Source organism: Streptomyces sp. NPDC059874 (assembly GCF_042731135.1).
Lineage (GTDB): Bacteria > Actinomycetota > Actinomycetes > Streptomycetales > Streptomycetaceae > Streptomyces.
In genome coordinates, this window is record NZ_JBHWJY010000004.1 from 168,081 (window position 1) to 186,442 (window position 18,362).

Genomic DNA, 18,362 nt, shown 5'->3' on the forward strand with positions numbered 1-18,362 from the left:
GGCATCCCGGGGTTCATGATCACGCACTGCTGGATCCCGAAGGGGCCGACGCGTGCGCGGCACCACGGGGGCACGAACGGGGCCGGAGCCCGTCCAGATGTCTGCGGGCGACACGAGAGGGTCGTCCCGCACTGCGGGACGACCCTCTCGGCAGGCCGGTGCCCCCTAACGGGGCGGCGAGCGATGGGCCGCGGCGAGTCGAGCGAGGGCGACGGCGGCGAGGAGCAGGCCGAAGTCGCGGAGCGCGATGTCGTAGTAGCCGGGGATGCTCAGCAGGTTGACGATGATGCCGGCCAGCCATGCGGCGACCAGCCAGCCGCCGAAGCGGGGGGCGATGGCGACGACGAGGCCTGCGACGATCTCGATCGCGCCCACCGCGTACATGGCGCTCTGGGCGCTTCCCGGGACGATGTCGTCGATCCAGGGCGCGAGGTAGATCGGCCAGTCCACGAGCAGGTTGAAGAACTTGTCCAGTCCGAACAGGATCGGGGCGACCGTGAAGCCGGTGCGCAGGATCAGGAAGGCCTGGTAGCCCGGGTCTGCCAGGGCTGCCCGCCCGGAGCGGCCGGCGGGGGCGGTGTGAGTCAGGAACGGCATGACGCCCTCCTTCTATACACAGCTTTCACTTCCGATAGAAGCACTCGCCCGCTCTTTCGTCAATGAGTTTTGGTTTTAGAATGGGCGCGTGGACCGAGCGAACGAAGCACACGACGTCGCGGCGCTCGCCGCGCTCGCCGAGCCGACGCGAAGGCGGCTGTACGAGCACGTGGTGCGCCAGGAAGAGCCGGTCAGCCGCGAGGAGGCGGCGTCGGCCCTGGGCCTGGCCCTGCGCACGGCGGCCTTCCACCTGGACCGCCTCGCCGAGGCATCCCTGCTCGACGTGGTCTACGCGCGGCGCAGCGGCCGTACGGGCCCGGGCGCGGGCAGGCCGGCGAAGCTCTACCGGCGCCCGGACAGGGAGATCACCGTCAGTGTCCCCGCGCGGCGCTACGAGCTCGCCGCCGAGCTGCTCGCGCGGGCCGTTCAGCGGTCCGAGTCGACGGGTGAGCCGGTGCGGGCCGTGCTGCACCGCGAGGCCGACGAGCTGGGCAGGGAGATGGGCCTCGCCGGCGCCACCGGCAAGGGCGACGCCGACCTGACCGGGCTGCTGGAACTCTGCGGGTTCGAACCGCGCCACGAGGACGACGCCGTCGTCCTCCTCAACTGCCCGTTCCGGCAGCTGGCCCGCCGCCACACCGAGACCGTCTGCGGGATGAACCTCCACCTCCTGCGGGGAGTGCTCAAGGGCATCGGCGACCTCACCTACACGGCGGTCCTGGCCCCCGCCCAAGGCCGCTGCTGTGTCCGACTGGAGGCCGTCGACTGACACCCCGCCCGCCGGAAGACCCCGCGCCGACGGTGCGGCGGGCCGGGCGTGTTGGCGGGGCTGGAGGACGGGGGGCGCGTCGGCGAAGATGGCTTCATCACCCGTCACCCGTCACCCGTCACCCGTCACCCATCACTCGCCACTCGTCACTCGTCAGCGTTGCGAGTGACCGATCGATCGATCGAGGAGCGTCCTGCCGATGTCCAGCCCCGGTTCCGGCTCCGGTTCCCGCAGGCGGCCGCCGACGATTGCCGATGTCGCCCTGGCCGCCTCGGTTTCTCGGACGACCGTGTCCCATGCCCTGAACGGGCTGGGCAAGGTCGACCCCCGGACCCGCGAACGCATCAAGCAGGTGGCCGCCGAACTCGGGTACCGGCCCAATCTGCGCGCGCAGCGCCTTCGCCAGGGCCACGCGAAAGCCATCGCGCTCGCTTCGTCGATGCCGTTCGCGGTGGCCGGCGGCCCCTCCCGGCTCGGCTTCTACATGGAAGTCGCCGCGGCCGCGGCCGAGCGCGCCCTGCTCCACGGGTACGCGCTCGTCCTGGTGCCTCCCGTCCAGTCCGGGTCCCCGCTGCACTCCCTCGACATCGACGGCGCGATCGTCGTGGAGCCCGCGGAGGACGACGCGGCTGTCGCGCAGCTGCGTGAGCGGGGCCTGCCGTACGTGGCGCTCGGCCGCGAGATGCAGCCGGGCACGGAGGCCCCGTACGTCGACCTGCGCGGCGGCCTGGTCGCCGAGCTGCTGCTGGAGCACCTGCGCGGCCAGGGGGCCCGCCATCCGGCGCTCATCATCGGCGCCGGCACCCGTCACTCCGCCGTCGACGCCCGCGCCGCGTACGAACGCGCCGCCGCCGAGTACGGCTGGACCCCCCTCGTCGCCACCGCCCCGGAGGAAGGCGGGGAAGAGGCCGGCTACGACCGCTGCGCGGCCCTGCTGGCGGAACACCCCGAGATCGACGCCGTGTGCGCACTCGTGGACGCCTTCGCGGTGGGCGCCGTCCGCGCGATCCGGGACAGCGGCCGGAGGGTCCCGGACGACGTCATGGTGGTCACCCGGTACGACGGGCCGCGGGCCCGCACCTGCGAGCCCCCGCTCACGGCGGTCGACCTCCAACTGGACCGCGCGGCCACCGACGCGGTGGAACTGCTCCTCGCCCGCCTGCGTGACGAGGACACCGCCATCGCGGACGCGCCCGCGACGACGGGGGCGACCGCGGCGCCCGAGCCCCGTGTCATCGCGCGGGCGTCGTCGCTGCGCGTCACGGCGCCAGAATGAGCACCACGCCGGAGACCAGGGCGAAGACCAGGACCAGGGGCCGCATCCTCGCCGCGTCGACCCGGTGGTGCGCCAGTTTGCTCAGCCACGCCCCGACGGCCAGGGCGGGCAGGAGCAGCGCGGCCCAGCCCAGCTGAGCCGGGCTGCCCTGGCCGGTCGCGAGCAGCAGGGCGAGCGAGACGACCTCGCCGACGAGGAAGCACACGGCGACCGTGGACCGCAGCTCCGCCGGCGGCCGGTGCTGGTAGACGAGGGCCAGCGGCGGACCGCCCACGCCCGTCGCGGTCTCGGTGAGACCAGTGACGAGTCCCGCTCCGAGGTACGCGGCGCGGCCGGGCACGAAGGTCGGCGCGGCCAGACTCACCACCGCCGCCAGTACGGTCGCCGCGCCGACGACCACCCCGAGCCGCTGCTCCGGGACCGCCCAGAGCAGTACGAGTCCCCCCGGGGTCGCCACCAGTCGGGCCACCGTGATCCAGCCCGCGCCCCGCAGGTCCAGGGCGTGCCGCTCGCGCCAGGCCACGTAGACGTTCAACGGGATCATCGACGCGAGGACGAACACCGGGAGCAGCGCGGGCTCGAGCAGTCCGGCCACCGGGGCGACGACCAGTGCGAACCCGAGGCCGCTGGTCCCCTGGACGAACGCGGCGGCGGCCACCACCAGGGCGAGGATCGCCACCGTTGCGACGCTCACCGCGCGGCGCTCCGGGCGCGTGCGTCGGTGGACGTGCGGTGTACGCGTTTCACCCCGGCCCGCTCGACCACCTCCCTGCCCAGCTCGGCCGCCCGCCGCACCAGCGCGGGTCCGTCCCAGCCGACGGGCCGGCCCTGGAACATCCGCAGCCTTCCGGCGACGAACACGGCGGTGATCTGATCGCGGTTGCCGCGCCGCACCAGCTCCCACGGCAGGTCCCAGGACGGGCGCATCTCCGGGCCGCTCGCGTCGACGAGCAGGAAGTCGGCCGCCGCCCCCGCGGCGATCCGGCCGGTGAGCGCTCCGAGGCCGACGGCGTCCGCGCCGCCCGGACCTCCGTGTTCCAGCCAGGTCCAGCCGGCGCCGCACGAGGAGTCCCCGGTGGCCAGGCCGTAGGTGAGGCGCTGGGCGAACTCCGCCGCCTCCACCAGGCGGAACCCGTCACCACGGGTGCCGTCGGTGCCCAGCCCGAAGCGGATCCCGCGTTCGGCCATGGTGGTCGCCGGCGCCACGGCGTTGCCCTTCCAGGCGCTGGCGACGGGGTTGTAGCTGACCGCGGCGCCGGTGTCGGCGAGCAGGGTCAGCTCGGCGGGCGTGACGAGGGTGGCGTGGGCGGCGAGCAACTGTGGTCCCAGCGCGCCGACTTCGCGTAGGTACTCCAGTGGACGCAGGCCGTGCCGGACGAGGGAGCGCTCCACGCCGGCGAGGTGCTCGTTGACGTGGATCTGCACGACGGCGCCCGCTTCCGCGGCGAGCCGGGCGGTGGCCCGCAACGTCTTCGCCGTCGCGGCCTCGGGGACGGAGATCGCCAGCGACGGGTGGACCAGTTCCTCCCCTTCGTACCGGGCGAGGTGCTTCTCGGCCCGGGCCAGGACGTCGGCCGACATGGAGGCCGGGTCGGTGGTGCCGTCCCCACCGCCCCTGTCGTCATCGCCGCCGCCGTTGGCGTCGTCGGCGTCGTTGCAGACGAGTCCCAGCACGCAGCGGATTCCGGCGTCGCGGGTGGCCCGGGCCACGACGTCGACGTCCACGGACGCCCGGGTACCGGCATCCGCGACGGTGGTGAATCCTCCCCGCAGCGACTCGAGGGCTGCGAGTTTCGCCGCCACGTAGGCGGATTCCTCGTCCAGGGCCCCCTCCAGGGGGACCCATACCCGGCGGAAGATCTCGGAGGGCTCACCGAAGGCGAGCGCGGCACCGAAGCTCTGCGTCAGGTGGTGGTGCGCGTCGACGAACCCCGGCATCAGTACGTGTCCGGGCAGTCGAACGGGTGTGAGGTGCGGGTGGTCGCGCTCCACCTGTGCGGCGGGCCCGACCGCGCGGAAGGCGCCGTCGGCCACGACGGCCGCGTACCGCTCCTTCGGGCCGTCTGGTGTCATCACGACGGCGGGGGCGAGGAGTTGGACCTCGTCGGCCAGGTGGTGGGGACGGAGGCCGTCCGTGGCCGGGCCGCCTCCCGCGTTCGGTTCGTATTGCGTCAGGTCGGTCATCTCACTCTTTCCGTACGGGTCATGCGTGGGGTACGGCGCGGGACTCGCCCGCGTCGACGAGGGCGGGGACGGGCTCGCCGGAGCGCCCCCGGGCGAGCCGGGGCCGTACGTGGTGGAAGAGGACGTTGAGGAAGGCGGCGGTGAACGCGCCCACGGCGACGCCGCTTTCGAGCAGGATCCGCGCGTTGGACGGCAGGCCGGCGTAGACGCCGGGGACGAGGATCGGCAGCAGGCCGAGCGCGATGGCGACGGCGCAGATGAACCCGTGGGAGTGCCGCTCCAGCTCCGCCTTCCCCAGCATCTGGATGCCCAGCACCGTGATCACCGCGAACACCACCATGGCGGTGCCGCCGACGACGGCGGACGGGATGGCGCTGATGACCCGGATGACGGGGGCGAGGAAGCCGATGACGATGAGCACGACGCCGGCGGCCGCGGTGACGAACCGGCTGCGCACGCCGGTGACGCGGACGATGCCGATGTTCTCGCCGCTGGTCACCATCAGCGGGAGTCCCAGGAATCCGCCGAAGAGTGACACGAGGGCGTCGCCGCGGATGGTCCGGGGGACCACCGTCCGCTTGTCGATCTCCTTGCCGACGGTCTCCGCGTTGATGACGGTCTGCCCTGTGGCCTCCGCCATGGAGGCCAGTCCGTAGAGCATCAGGGGCAGCGCGGCGACGAGTTGGAACTCGGGCGAGCCGAACGGCATCAACTGCGGCGCGCTCAGGACCCCGCCCTCGGTGACCCCACTGAAGTCGATCCGGCCGAGGGCGAAGGCCAGCACGCTGCCGGCGATCAGGCCCAGCATCACGGCCAGTTGCCGCACGACGCCGGTGAACAGCCAGTAGAGGGCGACGGTGAAGCCGATCGTCGCCATGCCGAGCGCCAGGTTCGTGGGGTTCGCGAATCCGGGGGTGCCCGGCCGACCGGTGACGAGCAGCGCGCCGACCTTCACCAGGTTGACCCCGACGATGACGATCATCGTGCCGATGACCAGGGTGGGGAAGAACTTCAACAGGCGCGAGAAGACCGGCAGGACGACGAAGTAGAAGGCGGCACTGATGATCACCGCGCCGGTGGCGGTGCGCACGCCGTGCTGTTCGGCGATCGCCAGGAAGAGGATCAGCGGGGCTCCGCCGGGCAGCATGACGAAGGGCAGTCGGGGCCCGAACTTCCAGGGTCCCAGCGACTGGATCAGGGAACCGACCCCGGAGAGCACGAAGGCCGCCGAGAGCAGGTTCACGGTCAGGCCGGTGTCGAGGTGGAGGGTGGCGCTCATCAGGAAGATCGCCGAGACGGGGGTCGCCGCCATGACGAGGACGTGCTGGAGACCGAACAGGAGGATCCTGCTCAGCGGGCGGGATTGGTCCACGGGGTGAGGGAGAGTGCTGGGACTGGACACGTTCGAGCTCCGTTCGGCTCGCTCCGGTTTTGGCCACGATCCGGCTCCGGGCAGGGGCCAAATCGATTTGGCCAAATCGATTTGGCCGCCAGTATGTGAGGGCCCGGGAGGCCCGTCAAGGGTTGTGGACGCACGGCTTCCGCCGAATGCCCGACGGGCGTCCGGGCGACGGAGCGGCCGCCACCCCGCTTCGGCGCGGCGGACAACACCCCGGCATCCGCTCCCCTTTGGGGCGAGGCGGGCCGAGCGGACGGACCACCGTCTCAAAAAGAGCCTTGGTTACTTCTGAGTCACCTCAGTGATCGGGTACCGTCCGGAACCGCTCGATCCACTTCTGTGCCGTCGACCCGCTTCGAGGACCCATGCCTGCCCGTGAAGTCCCCACCCGCAGCGCCCGTCACGTGCGCCTCCCCGCGCACGCGGCCACCCGCCGGTCCGCCCCGGACCATCCGTCTCGCATACCGGGCGGAGGAGCTCTGGCCCCTTGAGATTCCGGATCAAACGCTCAGGCGGCACGCCCGCGAACCCGTATCCGCAGGATCCCGCACCCGCACCCGCTCCCGCTCCGGCCTCCGCCGTACGCCCCTCCCCGCCGGAGCCCGCCGATCCACCCCTGTCGCCCCACGAGACAGCCCTCATACGCGCCTCCGTCGCGGTGGTCGAGCCACTCGCCGCCGACATGACGGTCTACTTCTACGCGATCCTCTTCGCCCGCTACCCCGAGGTGCGGCCGATGTTCCCGCCGGGCATGGACGCCCAGCGCGGCCGGCTGCTGCGTTCGCTGCTGCACATCGTCGACCTGGTCGACGACCCGGAGAACCTCGTGCGCTTCTGCGGCCACCTCGGGCGTGACCACCGCAAGTTCGGCGCGCTCCGCGCACACTTCCCCGCCGTGGGCGAGTGCCTCCTCGCCGCTCTGGCCCGCTACGCCGGCCCCGCGTGGACCGCGGACATCGCCGCCGCGTGGACCAAGGCGTACGGCGCGGTGGCCGACGTCATGATCGACGCCGCGGAGCAGGACGCCGCGGTGCGGCCCGCCGTCTGGCCGGCCACGGTCGTGCGCCTCGTACCGCACGGGCACGGCATCGCCGAGGTCACGGTACGTCCCCACATGCCCTACGAGTACGCCGCCGGCCAGTTCGTCAGCATCGAAACCCCCTGGCACCCCAAGCAGTGGCGCTACTACTCCCCCGCCAACGCGCCCCGCGAGGACGGCACCCTCACGTTCCACGTCCGCGCGGTGCCCGGCGGCTCGGTCAGCACCGCGCTGGTGCACAGGGCCGCGGTGGGAGACGTACTCCGACTCGGCCCGCCGATGGGCGACATGGTGCTGGACGCCGCCGTCTCCGACGATTTGGTCTGCGTGGCCGGCGGTACCGGCCTCGCCCCCATCCGCGCGATCGTCGAGGAAGTGGCCCGTCGCGACGGCCGACACCAGGTGCAACTCTTCCTCGGCGCCCGCACCGGCGCCGAGCTGTACGGGGTCGACGACATGCTGAGACTGGCGCAGCGGCATCACTGGCTGACCTTCCGGGGAGCGGTCTCCCACGAGTACATCCCGGGCATCCGCGGATCGCTGCCGCAGGTCCTGGCCGAGTACGGGCCGTGGTACCAGCACGACGTCTACCTCAGTGGTCCGGCCCCGATGGTCGTCTCCGCCATGGAGACGCTCACCCTCGGCGGCACCTCGCCCGACCGCATCCACCACGACCCGTTCGACACCCCGGTCCTGGCCACTCCCTGAACCGCGGCAGCGCGCACCCGGGCCAGAGCACTAGAGATGGTCCGGGTCGAGTCGGTCGACGAGGATGACCGCGACGTCGTCCGCCAGAGCGCCCTGCGTGTGGCGGAACAACGCCTGGCGCAGACCCTCCAGGAACGCGGGCCTGCTGTGGTCTCGCATCGCGGCCATGGCTTCGGGCAGGTCGAAGAAGGTCCTGTCGCCGTCGCGTGCCTCGATGACGCCGTCGGTGTGCAGCAGCAACCGGTCCCCCGGCGCGAACGGATAGCGGTCCGTCCGCCCGAGGGGACCGCTGATGAACTCCTCCAGACCGAGCGGCGGCAGCGGGCCGCTGGGCATCAGGGCCCGGACCGTGCCGTTGCTCAGCAGCAGCGGGGGCGGATGGCCCCGATTGATCATCTCGATGTCGGGGCCGTCCGGGATCTGGGCCACGACCGCGGTGACGAAGCCCTCCAGGCCGGCCTCGTCACCGTCGGCCAGTGCCGCGCCGACGCCCGCGCCCGCCAGGGCGGCGTCCCGCCGCAGGGCCTCTCCACAGTGGTTGACGACCTCCACCAGGTCGTCCTCGTAGTGCGCGGACTCCCGGAACGCGCCGAGCACGACCGCGGCGGCCCGTACGGCGGGCAGTCCCTTGCCCCGCACGTCCCCGACGATCATCCGGACGCCGTACCGGGTCTGGACCGCGTCGTACAGGTCGCCGCCGATCTGCGCGCCCGTTTCGGCCGCGAGGTACATGCTGGCCGCCCGGACGGGGCCCAGCCGGTCGGGCACCGGCCGCAGCAGGACCTCCTGGGCCGCCTCGGCGATCCGGCGGACCTGGTTGAGCTCGTTCTCCCGGCGCGTGCGCACGGTGCGGCTGGTCATGACGCTCGCCACCGACACCAGGAACAGGGCGAGGAAGTTCGTGTAGACCTGCTGTCCGCCCCAGGCCTGATTGTGGGTGGCGGTGGCCACGCTGACCCCGACGGCCACCCCGGCGGCCGCGAGCGTGCCCTTGGGCCCCATCGTCACGGCCGCCAGCGCGGGTGTAGCGACCAGCAGGGGACCCGTGTAGACGACGTGGAGGGGCGTGAGCTCGATGCTGAGCACCAGCAGGGCGATCGCGAAGGGCACGCACTCCGCGAGGGCGAAAAGGACCTGGTGGTGGCCGCCGGCTCCCGGTCCCGGGGGCGAGCGCACGGGCGCTCTCATGTGTACAGCCTGCCTCTCCCGGGCGCGGGGCCGCCACTCAATCGCCGGCTCCGGCCCGGGGGACGTCCGGTCCCCGCCCGAGCGGGTATGCATGCGGTAGCGGCGGGCCGCCCCCACCGATCCTGAAGAGTCTGGAGCACCGCACTGCCATGAGCACCGACCCCGCGGAGGTTCCCCGGGTCTCCCGTGAGGAATTCGACGCCCTGTTCGCCTCGGTCCGTACGTGGGGCCGCTGGGATCCGGCCGACCGGGGCGCCTGGAACCGGGTCACCCCGGACCACGTGCGCCGGGCCGCCGCCCTGGTCCGGGACGGCAGGACGGTACCCATGGGCCTGCCCTGGAACACCCGGCCCGGCCCCGACAACAGCAAGCCCGCCCTGCACCACATGACCGACCTCGGTGACGTGGAGCCGCCCGAACCGGCCACCCACAAGGACTTCCTCGCCGTCGACTACCACGGCAAGGCCGTCACCCACCTCGACGCGCTGTCACACGTCGCGTACCGAGGGCTGCTGTACGAGGGCCACCCGGCGCGCGAGACCATCGGCGCGGGCGGCGCCCGCTTCGGCTCGGTGGCGGCCCTCGGCCCGCTCGTCACCAAGGGCGTGCTCCTCGACCTGCCCGCCGTCCTCGGGGTGGACTGGCTGGAGCCCGGGCACGCGGTCCGCGCCCGTGACGTGATCGCCGCCGAGCGGGCGCTCGGCGTCGAGATCGACGACGGGTGCGCGGTGCTGCTGCGCTCCGGCCGGTTCCGGCGCCGCCGCGAGCTGGGCCCGTGGGACGTCGGCGCCGCCGGTGCGGGCTTCCACGTGGACGCGGTGCCGCTGCTGGCCGAGCGTGCGATCAGTCTGCTCGGCGCGGACGGGGACAGTGATGTGCGCCCCTCCCCGGTCGAGGGCCTCCACTCCCCCGTCCATGCCCTCGCCATCGCGGCCATGGGCGTGCCCCTGCTGGACAACCTGGACCTGGAGGCGCTGTCCGCCGCGTGCGCGGAAGCCGGACGCCACGAGTTCATGATCGTCGTGACGCCCCTCGACGTCCCCGGCGGGACGGGCTCACCGGTCAACCCGGTCGCTCTCCTGTGAAGCCGCAAATGGCCGGGAATATACTCAAAACGCGCTGATTCAACTTTTACCGCACGGCACCACGCGGACCAGAGCGATCATCCCGGTACGGGCGAGGGCGCACCGGCAAGGGGAAGTGATGCAGATGGGGGTCACGGGAGAGCAGATCGGCCCCGCACGCTCCCGTGAGCGTTTCCTGGTGGGCGAGCCGGTCGAGAGCGGGGTGCGGAGCCCGATCCTGAACTCGTGGCTGCGCTGCCGACTGCTGGGACTGTCACCGGACCAGACCGAGCTGCCGTACCGGGACGACTTCGATCCGGACAGTCGGCTCGTACGGGCCGCCGTACCCGTCCTCGACCAGCTGCAGTCCCGGTTCTCGGGTAGCCAGATGAACATCTCGGTCGCCGACTCCAACGGCACCGTGTTGCAACGCCGCTTCGGTGAGCCCTCCTTGGCGCGGAGCCTGCCCCCCATCCAGAGCGTGCCCGGCTTCGTCTTCGCCGAGCGCTTCGGCGGGACCAACGGCATCGGCCTCGCGCTGGCCGAACGCGGGCCCATCCAGGTCTACGGCGCGGAACACTTCGCCGAGCGCGCCCAGTCGAACGCCTGCTGCGCCGTACCCATCCGCGACCAGCTCAGCGGGCACATCGTGGGCGTGCTCTGCTTCGGGTACCCGCACTCCTACGAGCACCCGTCCCTCGCCGTACTGCTCCGTCGGGCGGCCGAGACGATCGAACGGCGGATGATGGAGGAGAGCTCGGCCCGCGAACGCCGGTTGCTGCGGACGTACCTCGATGCCGAACGACGGGCCCGGACGGGCGGGGACACCCACGACGGGCACCACGTCGGGGCGACCCTCCCGGTCGAGTCGGCCGGGTCGGCCGAGCTCGACGAACTGGTCGATCTCGAACTGGACCCGCACGATCAGACGGTGCTCAAGGAGAAGGCGACCGAGCTGATCTCCTCCTTCCGGCGGGCCGCAGTCGACGTGACCCTCCAGCACGGCCGGGAGGCCACCTTGCTGAGCCGCCCGGTCACCAGCCGCTCCGGGGTGGCGGGCATGGTCGTCGAGGCCGTGCTCAGCAGCGACACCCCACCCGTCCACCACCTCCCCCTCTCGCCCCGCCCTGGACCGCCACCGTCCGGAACGCCGGCCGGAGCACCGGCCGACAGCGCGGTCCCCCGCCCCGGCACGGTCCGCGGCCTGGTGCTGGTCGGCGAGCCGGAGGTCGGGAAGTACGCCGTGGAGGCACGGCGCCGGCTGGAGCTGCTGGCCGAGGCCGGCAGCCGCATCGGCACCACCCTGGACGTGAGCCGCACGGCGTGGGAACTCGCCGAGATCGCGGTCCCGCGGCTGGCCGACTACGTCACCGTGGACCTGCCCGAGGCCGTACTGCGGGGCGACGAGTCCGCCCATCCCGAGGCCGAACTGCAGCGTGCCGTGCGCCACGGGCTCCGCGCCGACAGCCCCTTCTTCCCGGTCGGACAGCACGTGGAACTCCAATCCGGATCCCCCCACATGCGCGCGTTGGCCGAAGGGCAGGCGGTCCTGGAGGCCGAGTTCGACCCCGCGGCCGGCTGGATCACCGCGAACCCGGCGCACGCCCGGCACGCGCGGCGGATCATGGCGCACGGCGTGCACTCCCTCATCGTCGTCCCGCTGCTCGCCCGCGGCGTCCTGCTCGGCATCGCGAGCTTCTACCGCGCGCAGGACCCCGCCCCCTTCGGTGACGACGACGCCCGCCTGGCCCAGGAGCTCACCGCCCGCGCCGCCCTGTGCATCGACAACGCCCGCCGCTACACCCGGGAGCACACACTGGCCCTGGCGCTCCAGCGCAGCCTGCTCCCGCGCGGTCTGCCCGAGCAGGGCGCCGTCGAGGTCGCGCACCGCTATCTGCCCGCCGAATCCGGAGTGGGCGGCGACTGGTTCGACGTCATCCCGCTGTCCGGTACCCGCGTCGCCCTCCTCGTGGGCGACGTCGTCGGCCACGGGCTGCACGCCGCCGCCACGATGGGGCGGCTGCGGACCGCCGCACGCAACTTCGCCGAACTGGAACTCGCCCCCGACGAGCTCCTCACCCACCTGGACAACCTCTTGGTGCGCCTGGACCGGGAAGAGGGGGACGACCACGCCACGGGCAGCATCGGCATCGTCGGCGCCACCTGCCTGTACGTCATCTACGACCCCACGTCGCGGCAGTGCACCATGGCCCGGGCGGGCCACCTGCCGCCCGCCCTGGTCCATCCCGACGGCGGCGTGGAGTTCGCCGATCTCCCCGCCGGGCCCCCGCTGGGCCTGGGCGGCCTGCCCTTCGAGACGGCCGCGATCGAGCTCCCCCAGGACAGCACGCTCGTCCTCTACACCGACGGGCTCGTCGAGGACCGCCACCGCGACATCGACGTCGCCCTCGACCAGCTCCGCCGCGCACTGGCCCACGTGGACCGGAGCCCCGAGGACACCTGTCAGGCGGTCATGGACGCCATGGCGCCCGAGCACCCCACCGACGACATCGCCCTGCTCGTCGCCCGCACCCACACCCTGTCCGCCGACCGGATCGCCGTCTGGGACCTGCCGGCCGATCCCGCGCGGGTCTCCGACATCCGGGCCGCCGCCACCCGGCAGCTGGCCCACTGGGGGCTGGACGAGCTCTCGTTCGCCGCCGAGCTGCTGCTCAGCGAGCTGGTCACCAACGCCGTCCGCTACGGCATCGAGCCGATCCAGGTGCGCCTGATCCACGATCGGGCCCTGATCTGCGAGGTCTCCGACGGCAGCAGCACCGCCCCGCACCTGCGGCGGGCCGCCAACACGGACGAGGGCGGCCGCGGCCTGTTCCTCGTCGCGCAGCTGGCCCAGTCCTGGGGCACCCGCTACACCCCCCGCGGCAAGGTCATTTGGGCCGAATGCGCCTTGGAAGCGGCATGAGCACCGTCATGCACGGAATTGCCCCTTGACTGCCAGTAGCATCCTCCCTGTCCCACCCTCCCGAGAGGGGGATCCGAGGTCGGCCCCGGAGACGTCCGTGCATGACGCCCATGACCCATCCGACACCTCGACGAGCCGCCCGCCCCGGCGCTCCGACGGGGAACCGCTCGTGCGGATACGCGGTCTCGGCAAGCGGTTCGGCGGCACCGTCGCGCTGGACGCGGTCAGCCTCGACCTCCACCGCGGCAGCGTGCTCGCCCTCCTCGGCCCCAACGGCGCCGGGAAGTCCACCCTCATCAAGGTGCTCGCCGGGGTCCACCGGGCCGACGCGGGCGAGGTGACGGTGGCCGGGCACCCGCTCGGGTCCGAAGCGGCCTCAGGGAAGATGTCCTTCATCCACCAGGACCTCGGCCTGGTGGAGTGGATGACGGTCGCCGAGAACATCGCCCTGGGAACGGGCTACCCGCGCCGACACGGCCTCATCTCCTGGCGGCGGACCCGGGAGCGCTGCGCCGATGCCCTGCGGATCGTCGCCGGGCACCTGGACCCGGAGGCCCGGATCGCGGACCTCGCGCCCGCCGAGCGTTCCCTGGTGGCCATCGCCCGGGCCCTCGCGCGCCGGGCGGAGCTCTTCGTCCTCGACGAGCCGACCGCCACGCTGCCGGCCGCGGACTGCGCCCGGCTCTTCGACGTCCTGCACACCCTGCGCGACCGGGGGCACGCAATCCTGTACGTCAGCCACCGGCTCGACGAGGTGTACCGGGTCGCCGACGCGTTCGCCGTCCTGCGCGACGGCCGTGTGGTCAGCGCAGGACCGCTCGCCGGATACGGGCCCGCCCACCTGGTCCGTGACATCACCGGCGGCGTACCGGCCGGGCGCGGTCCCGCTGCCCCCGTGCCCGCCGGGCGTCCTCCCGTACTGAGCCTCGACGCCGTGACGACGCGGCGCACCGCGCCCGTCACCCTGGATCTGAGGCCCGGGGAGATCCTCGGCATGGTGGGACTGACCGGCGCCGGGCACATGCACCTGGGCCGCGCCCTCGCCGGCGCGCTGCCGCTGCTCGGCGGGCGGGCGCTGCTCGACGGCCGGCCGTACCGCCCCCGCTCCGTGGCGGCCGCCCTGGGCCGGGGGGTCGGTCTCGTCGCCGCCAACCGTCAGGAGGAGGGCTGCGCCCCCGATCTGACGGTCCGGGAGAACTTCCTGGCCAACCCCCGGGCGGCCGGAGTGCCGGCGTGGCGCCCGCTCGGTCCCCGGCGCGAGCGGCGCGAGGCCGCCGCCCTGATCGAACGGTTCTCGGTGCGCCCCCGCGACAGCGAGGTGCCCGTCGCCACCCTGTCCGGCGGCCACCAGCAGAAGGTCGTCCTGGGCCGGGCGCTGCGCGGGCGGCTGCGGCTCCTGATCCTCGAGGAGCCGACCGCGAGCGTGGACGTCGGCGCCAAGGCGTCGATCCACCGGCTGCTCGACGACGCGGCGGCCGAGGGCCTGGCGGTCCTGCTGGTGTCCACCGACTTCGAAGAGGTCGCGGACCTCTGCCACCGCGCGCTGGTCTTCGTACGCGGTTCGGTGGCGGCCGAGCCTGCGGGGGCCGCTCTGACGCCGGCCGAACTCACCCGCGCCGCCTCGGCCATGCCCGCGATCACCGGAAGCACGACCGCCTCGTGACCCGCTGGTCCCCGCGCGGGCACATCGTCGGGAACTACGGCCTGCCGGCCCTGACCGCCCTGCTCTTCCTGCTCTTCTCCGTCGCCCTGCCGGACACCTTCCCCACTCGGGACAACGTGTCCTCGATCCTGTCCAACCAGTCGATCACCGCCCTCCTCGCGCTCGGTGCGACGATCCCCATCGCCGCCGGCAAGTTCGACCTGTCCATCGGTTACGGCCTGGGACTGGCGCACGTCCTGGTGATGTACCTCATCGTCGACGGGGGGACGCCCTGGCCGCTCGCCTGCCTCGCCGTCGTCGGCGGCGGGGTGCTGGTCGGCGCCCTGAACGGTGTCGTCGTCGAGTTCGCCAGGATCGACTCCTTCATCGCCACGCTCGGTACCGGCAGCATCATGTACGCCTTCACCGGATGGCTCACCGACGGCAGCAGGATCGTGCCGGGCCCGGACGGTCTGCCGGCCGCCTTCACCGGTCTCTACGACGCCCGCTTCCTCGGGCTGCCCGTGCCCGCCTTCTACGTCCTCGGCGCCGTCGTCGTCCTGTGGGTGGTGCTGGAACGGCTGCCGTTCGGCCGGTACTTGTACGTCGTCGGCTCCAACCCCCGCGCCGCCGGCATCATCGGCATCCCCATCCGCAGGTACTCCGTCTACGCCTTCGCCGGATCGGGCCTGGTCGTGGGCATCGCGGGCGTCCTGCTCGCCGCGCAGCAGCAGATCGGCAACCCGAGTGTCGGCCTGGACTACCTGCTGCCCGCCTTCGTCGGCGCGCTGCTCGGCTCCACCACGATCAAGCCCGGCCGCGCGAACGCGCTCGGAACCCTCGTGGCCGTCGGCGTGCTCGCCGTCGGGCTCGCCGGGATCGGCCAGCTCGGCGCCCAGTTCTGGGCCACCCCGCTGTTCAACGGCGGCACGCTGCTGCTGGCGGTGGGCCTGGCCGGTTACGCGGCCAGGCGGCGGCTGCGCACGCGGGCCGCGACGGACACGCACCCGCCCGAAGAACCGCCCGGGGCGTCGGCGCCGCGGGCGGCCGACGCCCCGTAGACCCCCAGCGCACCCCCGGTCAGGAGCACTGTGTACCCGAACCGCAACGGCGTCCTCGCGGCCGCGGCCCTGTGGGCGGCCCTCTCCACCCTCGTCGCGGGCTGCGGAGGGGGCTCGTCGGAGACTTCCACCGAGGCTTCGCCCTCGGCCGTCGGTTGCCCGGCCGTACTCGCGCGGGCGAAGGAGGCCGTGGCGCTGGCCGAGCGTACGGACACGACCTGGAACGGCCCCACGACCGGCCCCGAGGCGGTTGCCGACAAGACGATCGTCTACGTCGCCCAGACCATGACGAACCCCGGTGTCGCCGGAGTCGCCAAGGGCGTCCGGGAAGCCGCGGCGGCCATCGGCTGGCAGGTCCGCGTGATCGACGGGGAGGGCACCCCGGCGGGCATCCAGGCCGCGCTCAGCCAGGCGGTCACCCTCAGGCCCTCGGGCATCGTCATCGGCGGCTTCGATCCCCTGCTCACGGCGCAGCAGACGGCGCGGGCCGAGACGGCGGGCATCGCGCTGATCGGCTGGCACGCGGTCGCCGCCCCCGGACCGAGCACGAGTCCCCGGCTCTTCACCAACATCACCACGAAGGTGGAGGACGTGGCGAGGATCAGCGCGGACTGGGTCATCGCCCGGTCCGACGGCGACGCCGGCGTCGTCGTCTTCACCGACGACTCCATCGCGTTCGCCCACAACAAGTCCGAGCTGATCAAGCGGCAGTTGGGAACCTGCCCCGGGGTGAGGCTGCTGACGACCGAGAACATCCCCATCCCGGACGCGAGTCAGCGCACCCCGCAGCAGGTCTCCTCCCTGGTGTCCCGCTTCCGGGACCGGTGGACCCACTCCATCGCGATCAACGACCTCTACTTCGCCGACGCCGCTCCGGCGCTGCGTGCCGCCGGGCGCCCCGGCGAGGGGCCGCCCTTCAACATCGGTGCGGGTGACGGAGATCCTTCCGCCTTCCAACGCATCAACAGCCGACGCTTCCAGGCCGCCACGGTCCCCGAACCGCTGGCCCAGCAGGGCTGGCAGATCATCGACGAGTTCAACCGGTCCTTCGCCGGCCGGCCCGCCAGCGGCTACGTCGCGGCCGTTCACGTGGTGACGGCGGAGAACAGCGGCGGGGCGACGTCCTGGGACCCGCAGGGCTACCGGGAGGCGTACCAGCGGGTCTGGCGCGGGGAGTGAGCACCGCGTGTACCGGACGGAGTGCGTACGTTAGCCGCGCGTGCGACTGGGCAGGCGCCGGGAGAGTCGAGGGGAAGGGTCCACCGATGAACAGGGACGTCAAGGGCCAGGTGAGCCGGACGGCGTCGCGGGCGGTGCGGCGCGACAGGTGGCTGCCGGCCGTGGGCGCGGCATGCATGGTGTGGCTGTCGGCCCGGCAGGTCACGGGACGGAGGCACCGGTGAAGGGCTCGAAGATCGCCTACAAGCCCGTGGGCATGGCCCTCGGTGCCACCGGAGGCGCGCTGGCCGGCATCGCGTTCAAACAGATCTGGAAGCGGCTCGGTCACGAGGACGACGCACCGAGCGCCACCGACGAGGACCGCTCGTGGCGGGAAGTCCTCATCGCCGCGGCGTTGCAGGGTGCCGTGTTCGCCGCCGTCAAGGCGCTGATCGACCGCAGCGGCGCAGTGGCCACCAAACGGCTCACCGGTACGTGGCCCGCCTGACCTGCCCGCCCACGGTCCGCCCTACGAGAGGTCGGAGAAGGCCATGGACACGTCACCACCCCTTGCCGTCGTCACCGGCGCCTCCAGCGGCATCGGTTTCGAGCTGGCCGGGGAGTTCGCCCGTCACGGATACGACCTGATGGTCACCGCGGAGGACGAAGCCCTCGAGGACGCGGTGGCCCGGCTGCGGTCGTTCGGCACCAGAGTCCACTCGACCAGGACCGATCTGGCGACCTCCGGCGGCGTGGAGACCTTGCTGGCGGAGCTGCGTACGCTCGGTCGACCGGTGAGCGCGGCGGTCCTGAACGCGGGAATCGGTCGGGGTGGCGCCTTCCTGGAAACCGACTTCGGGGACCTGGCCCGCGTCATCGACCTCAATGTCTCCTCGACCGTGCACCTGGCCCACCGCCTGCTGACCGGCATGGCCCGGCGTGGCGAGGGGCTGCTGCTCATCGTGTCGTCGGTCGCCGCCGAGCTCCCCGGGCCGTACCACGCGGTCTACAACGCGTCCAAGGCCTTCCTGGAGTCCTTCGCGGAAGCCCTGCACAGCGAGGTGGAGGATTCCGGCGTGTCCGTCACCGTGCTGCTGCCCGGCGCCACCGACACCCGGTTCTTCGTGCGTGCGGGCCTGCTGGACACCCGCCTCGGGCGGGCGAAGAAGGACGATCCCGCGCTGGTGGCGCGCCAGGGCTACCGGGCGCTCGTGCACCGCAGAACGCGCAAGGTCGCGGGATCCCTGCGCACCCGGACACGGCATTCGGTGACCCGCCTCGCCCCGCTGGGCGCACGCGCGGCCCTGCACCGCCGATGGGCACAGCCGCACGGCAGCCACAGTCACCTGTGACG

General features: G+C 72.8%; 15 protein-coding genes. 10 read left to right on the plus strand and 5 right to left on the minus strand.

What is annotated here, in order from left to right:
• Positions 1-165 precede the first annotated feature (165 nt).
• Positions 166-597 (minus strand): hypothetical protein, encoded by a 432-nt coding sequence (locus ACFV9H_RS04115; RefSeq protein WP_385392984.1) that lies wholly within the window; start codon positions 595-597, stop codon positions 166-168.
• 88 nt (positions 598-685) lie between these two features.
• Between ACFV9H_RS04115 and ACFV9H_RS04120 the strand changes: the two genes are divergently transcribed.
• A complete protein-coding gene (locus ACFV9H_RS04120; protein WP_385392987.1) occupies positions 686-1,366 on the plus strand; it encodes a helix-turn-helix transcriptional regulator in 681 nt (226 codons plus the stop codon).
• A 199-nt stretch (positions 1,367-1,565) separates the two neighbouring features.
• Positions 1,566-2,642, plus strand: coding sequence for a LacI family DNA-binding transcriptional regulator (locus ACFV9H_RS04125; protein WP_385392990.1), 1,077 nt, complete (start codon positions 1,566-1,568; stop codon positions 2,640-2,642).
• Here the strand turns inward: ACFV9H_RS04125 and ACFV9H_RS04130 are convergent.
• The 3 genes from ACFV9H_RS04130 to ACFV9H_RS04140 all read right to left on the minus strand — a co-directional run bounded on the left by ACFV9H_RS04130 (position 2,626) and on the right by ACFV9H_RS04140 (position 6,198).
• Positions 2,626-3,336, minus strand: a complete 711-nt coding sequence (locus tag ACFV9H_RS04130) for a sulfite exporter TauE/SafE family protein (RefSeq protein WP_385392993.1) — start codon at positions 3,334-3,336, stop codon at positions 2,626-2,628. The two genes, ACFV9H_RS04125 and ACFV9H_RS04130, sit on opposite strands and share 17 nt — an antisense overlap.
• The gene (locus ACFV9H_RS04135; protein WP_385393090.1) at positions 3,333-4,715 is read right to left on the minus strand and encodes an amidohydrolase family protein; all 1,383 of its coding nucleotides are present in this window, start codon (positions 4,713-4,715) and stop codon (positions 3,333-3,335) included. The genes ACFV9H_RS04130 and ACFV9H_RS04135 overlap by 4 nt, the downstream gene beginning before the upstream one ends.
• 130 nt (positions 4,716-4,845) lie before the next feature.
• On the minus strand, positions 4,846-6,198 hold the full coding sequence (locus ACFV9H_RS04140; protein WP_385392996.1) for a uracil-xanthine permease family protein: 1,353 nt from the start codon (positions 6,196-6,198) through the stop codon (positions 4,846-4,848).
• Between the two features lie 514 nt (positions 6,199-6,712).
• On the opposite strand from ACFV9H_RS04140, the gene ACFV9H_RS04145 reads away from it, so the two are divergent.
• A complete protein-coding gene (locus tag ACFV9H_RS04145) occupies positions 6,713-7,972 on the plus strand; it encodes a globin domain-containing protein (RefSeq protein WP_385392998.1) in 1,260 nt (419 codons plus the stop codon).
• Positions 7,973-8,002: 30 nt separating this feature from the next.
• On the opposite strand, the gene ACFV9H_RS04150 is transcribed toward ACFV9H_RS04145, so the two are convergent.
• Complete coding sequence (locus ACFV9H_RS04150) at positions 8,003-9,160, minus strand: PP2C family protein-serine/threonine phosphatase (RefSeq protein ID WP_385393000.1); 1,158 nt, start codon at positions 9,158-9,160, stop codon at positions 8,003-8,005.
• Positions 9,161-9,309: 149 nt separating this feature from the next.
• Between ACFV9H_RS04150 and ACFV9H_RS04155 the strand changes: the two genes are divergently transcribed.
• From ACFV9H_RS04155 to ACFV9H_RS04185, 7 genes are all read left to right on the plus strand, one after another.
• Positions 9,310-10,245 carry a cyclase family protein gene (locus ACFV9H_RS04155; RefSeq protein ID WP_385393003.1) on the plus strand — a complete coding sequence of 312 codons (936 nt, stop codon included), beginning with the start codon at positions 9,310-9,312 and terminating at the stop codon, positions 10,243-10,245.
• 124 nt (positions 10,246-10,369) lie between these two features.
• Positions 10,370-13,147: a SpoIIE family protein phosphatase gene (locus tag ACFV9H_RS04160; RefSeq protein WP_385393093.1), complete on the plus strand. Its 2,778-nt coding sequence runs from the start codon at positions 10,370-10,372 to the stop codon at positions 13,145-13,147.
• A 97-nt stretch (positions 13,148-13,244) separates the two neighbouring features.
• Entirely contained in the window at positions 13,245-14,810 is a 1,566-nt protein-coding gene (locus tag ACFV9H_RS04165) for a sugar ABC transporter ATP-binding protein (RefSeq protein WP_385393005.1), read from the plus strand.
• On the plus strand, positions 14,807-15,850 hold the full coding sequence (locus ACFV9H_RS04170) for an ABC transporter permease (protein ID WP_385393007.1): 1,044 nt from the start codon (positions 14,807-14,809) through the stop codon (positions 15,848-15,850). Before ACFV9H_RS04165 ends, ACFV9H_RS04170 begins: the two co-directional genes overlap by 4 nt.
• Positions 15,851-15,880: 30 nt before the next feature.
• Entirely contained in the window at positions 15,881-17,029 is a 1,149-nt protein-coding gene (locus ACFV9H_RS04175) for a substrate-binding domain-containing protein (RefSeq protein WP_385393010.1), read from the plus strand.
• A 220-nt stretch (positions 17,030-17,249) separates the two neighbouring features.
• Complete coding sequence (locus tag ACFV9H_RS04180) at positions 17,250-17,516, plus strand: DUF4235 domain-containing protein (RefSeq protein ID WP_385393012.1); 267 nt, start codon at positions 17,250-17,252, stop codon at positions 17,514-17,516.
• Positions 17,517-17,559: 43 nt separating this feature from the next.
• Positions 17,560-18,360, plus strand: coding sequence for an SDR family NAD(P)-dependent oxidoreductase (locus tag ACFV9H_RS04185; RefSeq protein WP_385393015.1), 801 nt, complete (start codon positions 17,560-17,562; stop codon positions 18,358-18,360).
• Positions 18,361-18,362: the final 2 nt, after the last annotated feature.

Coding starts and splice junctions, on each gene's coding strand:
- ACFV9H_RS04150 (WP_385393000.1), bottom strand. CDS start 9,160: ATGAGAGCGCCCGTGCGCTCGCCCCCGGGACCGGGAGCCGGCGGCCAC.
- ACFV9H_RS04135 (WP_385393090.1), bottom strand. CDS start 4,715: ATGACACCAGACGGCCCGAAGGAGCGGTACGCGGCCGTCGTGGCCGAC.
- ACFV9H_RS04155 (WP_385393003.1), top strand. CDS start 9,310: ATGAGCACCGACCCCGCGGAGGTTCCCCGGGTCTCCCGTGAGGAATTC.
- ACFV9H_RS04185 (WP_385393015.1), top strand. CDS start 17,560: ATGGACACGTCACCACCCCTTGCCGTCGTCACCGGCGCCTCCAGCGGC.
- ACFV9H_RS04115 (WP_385392984.1), bottom strand. CDS start 597: ATGCCGTTCCTGACTCACACCGCCCCCGCCGGCCGCTCCGGGCGGGCA.
- ACFV9H_RS04125 (WP_385392990.1), top strand. CDS start 1,566: ATGTCCAGCCCCGGTTCCGGCTCCGGTTCCCGCAGGCGGCCGCCGACG.
- ACFV9H_RS04160 (WP_385393093.1), top strand. CDS start 10,370: ATGGGGGTCACGGGAGAGCAGATCGGCCCCGCACGCTCCCGTGAGCGT.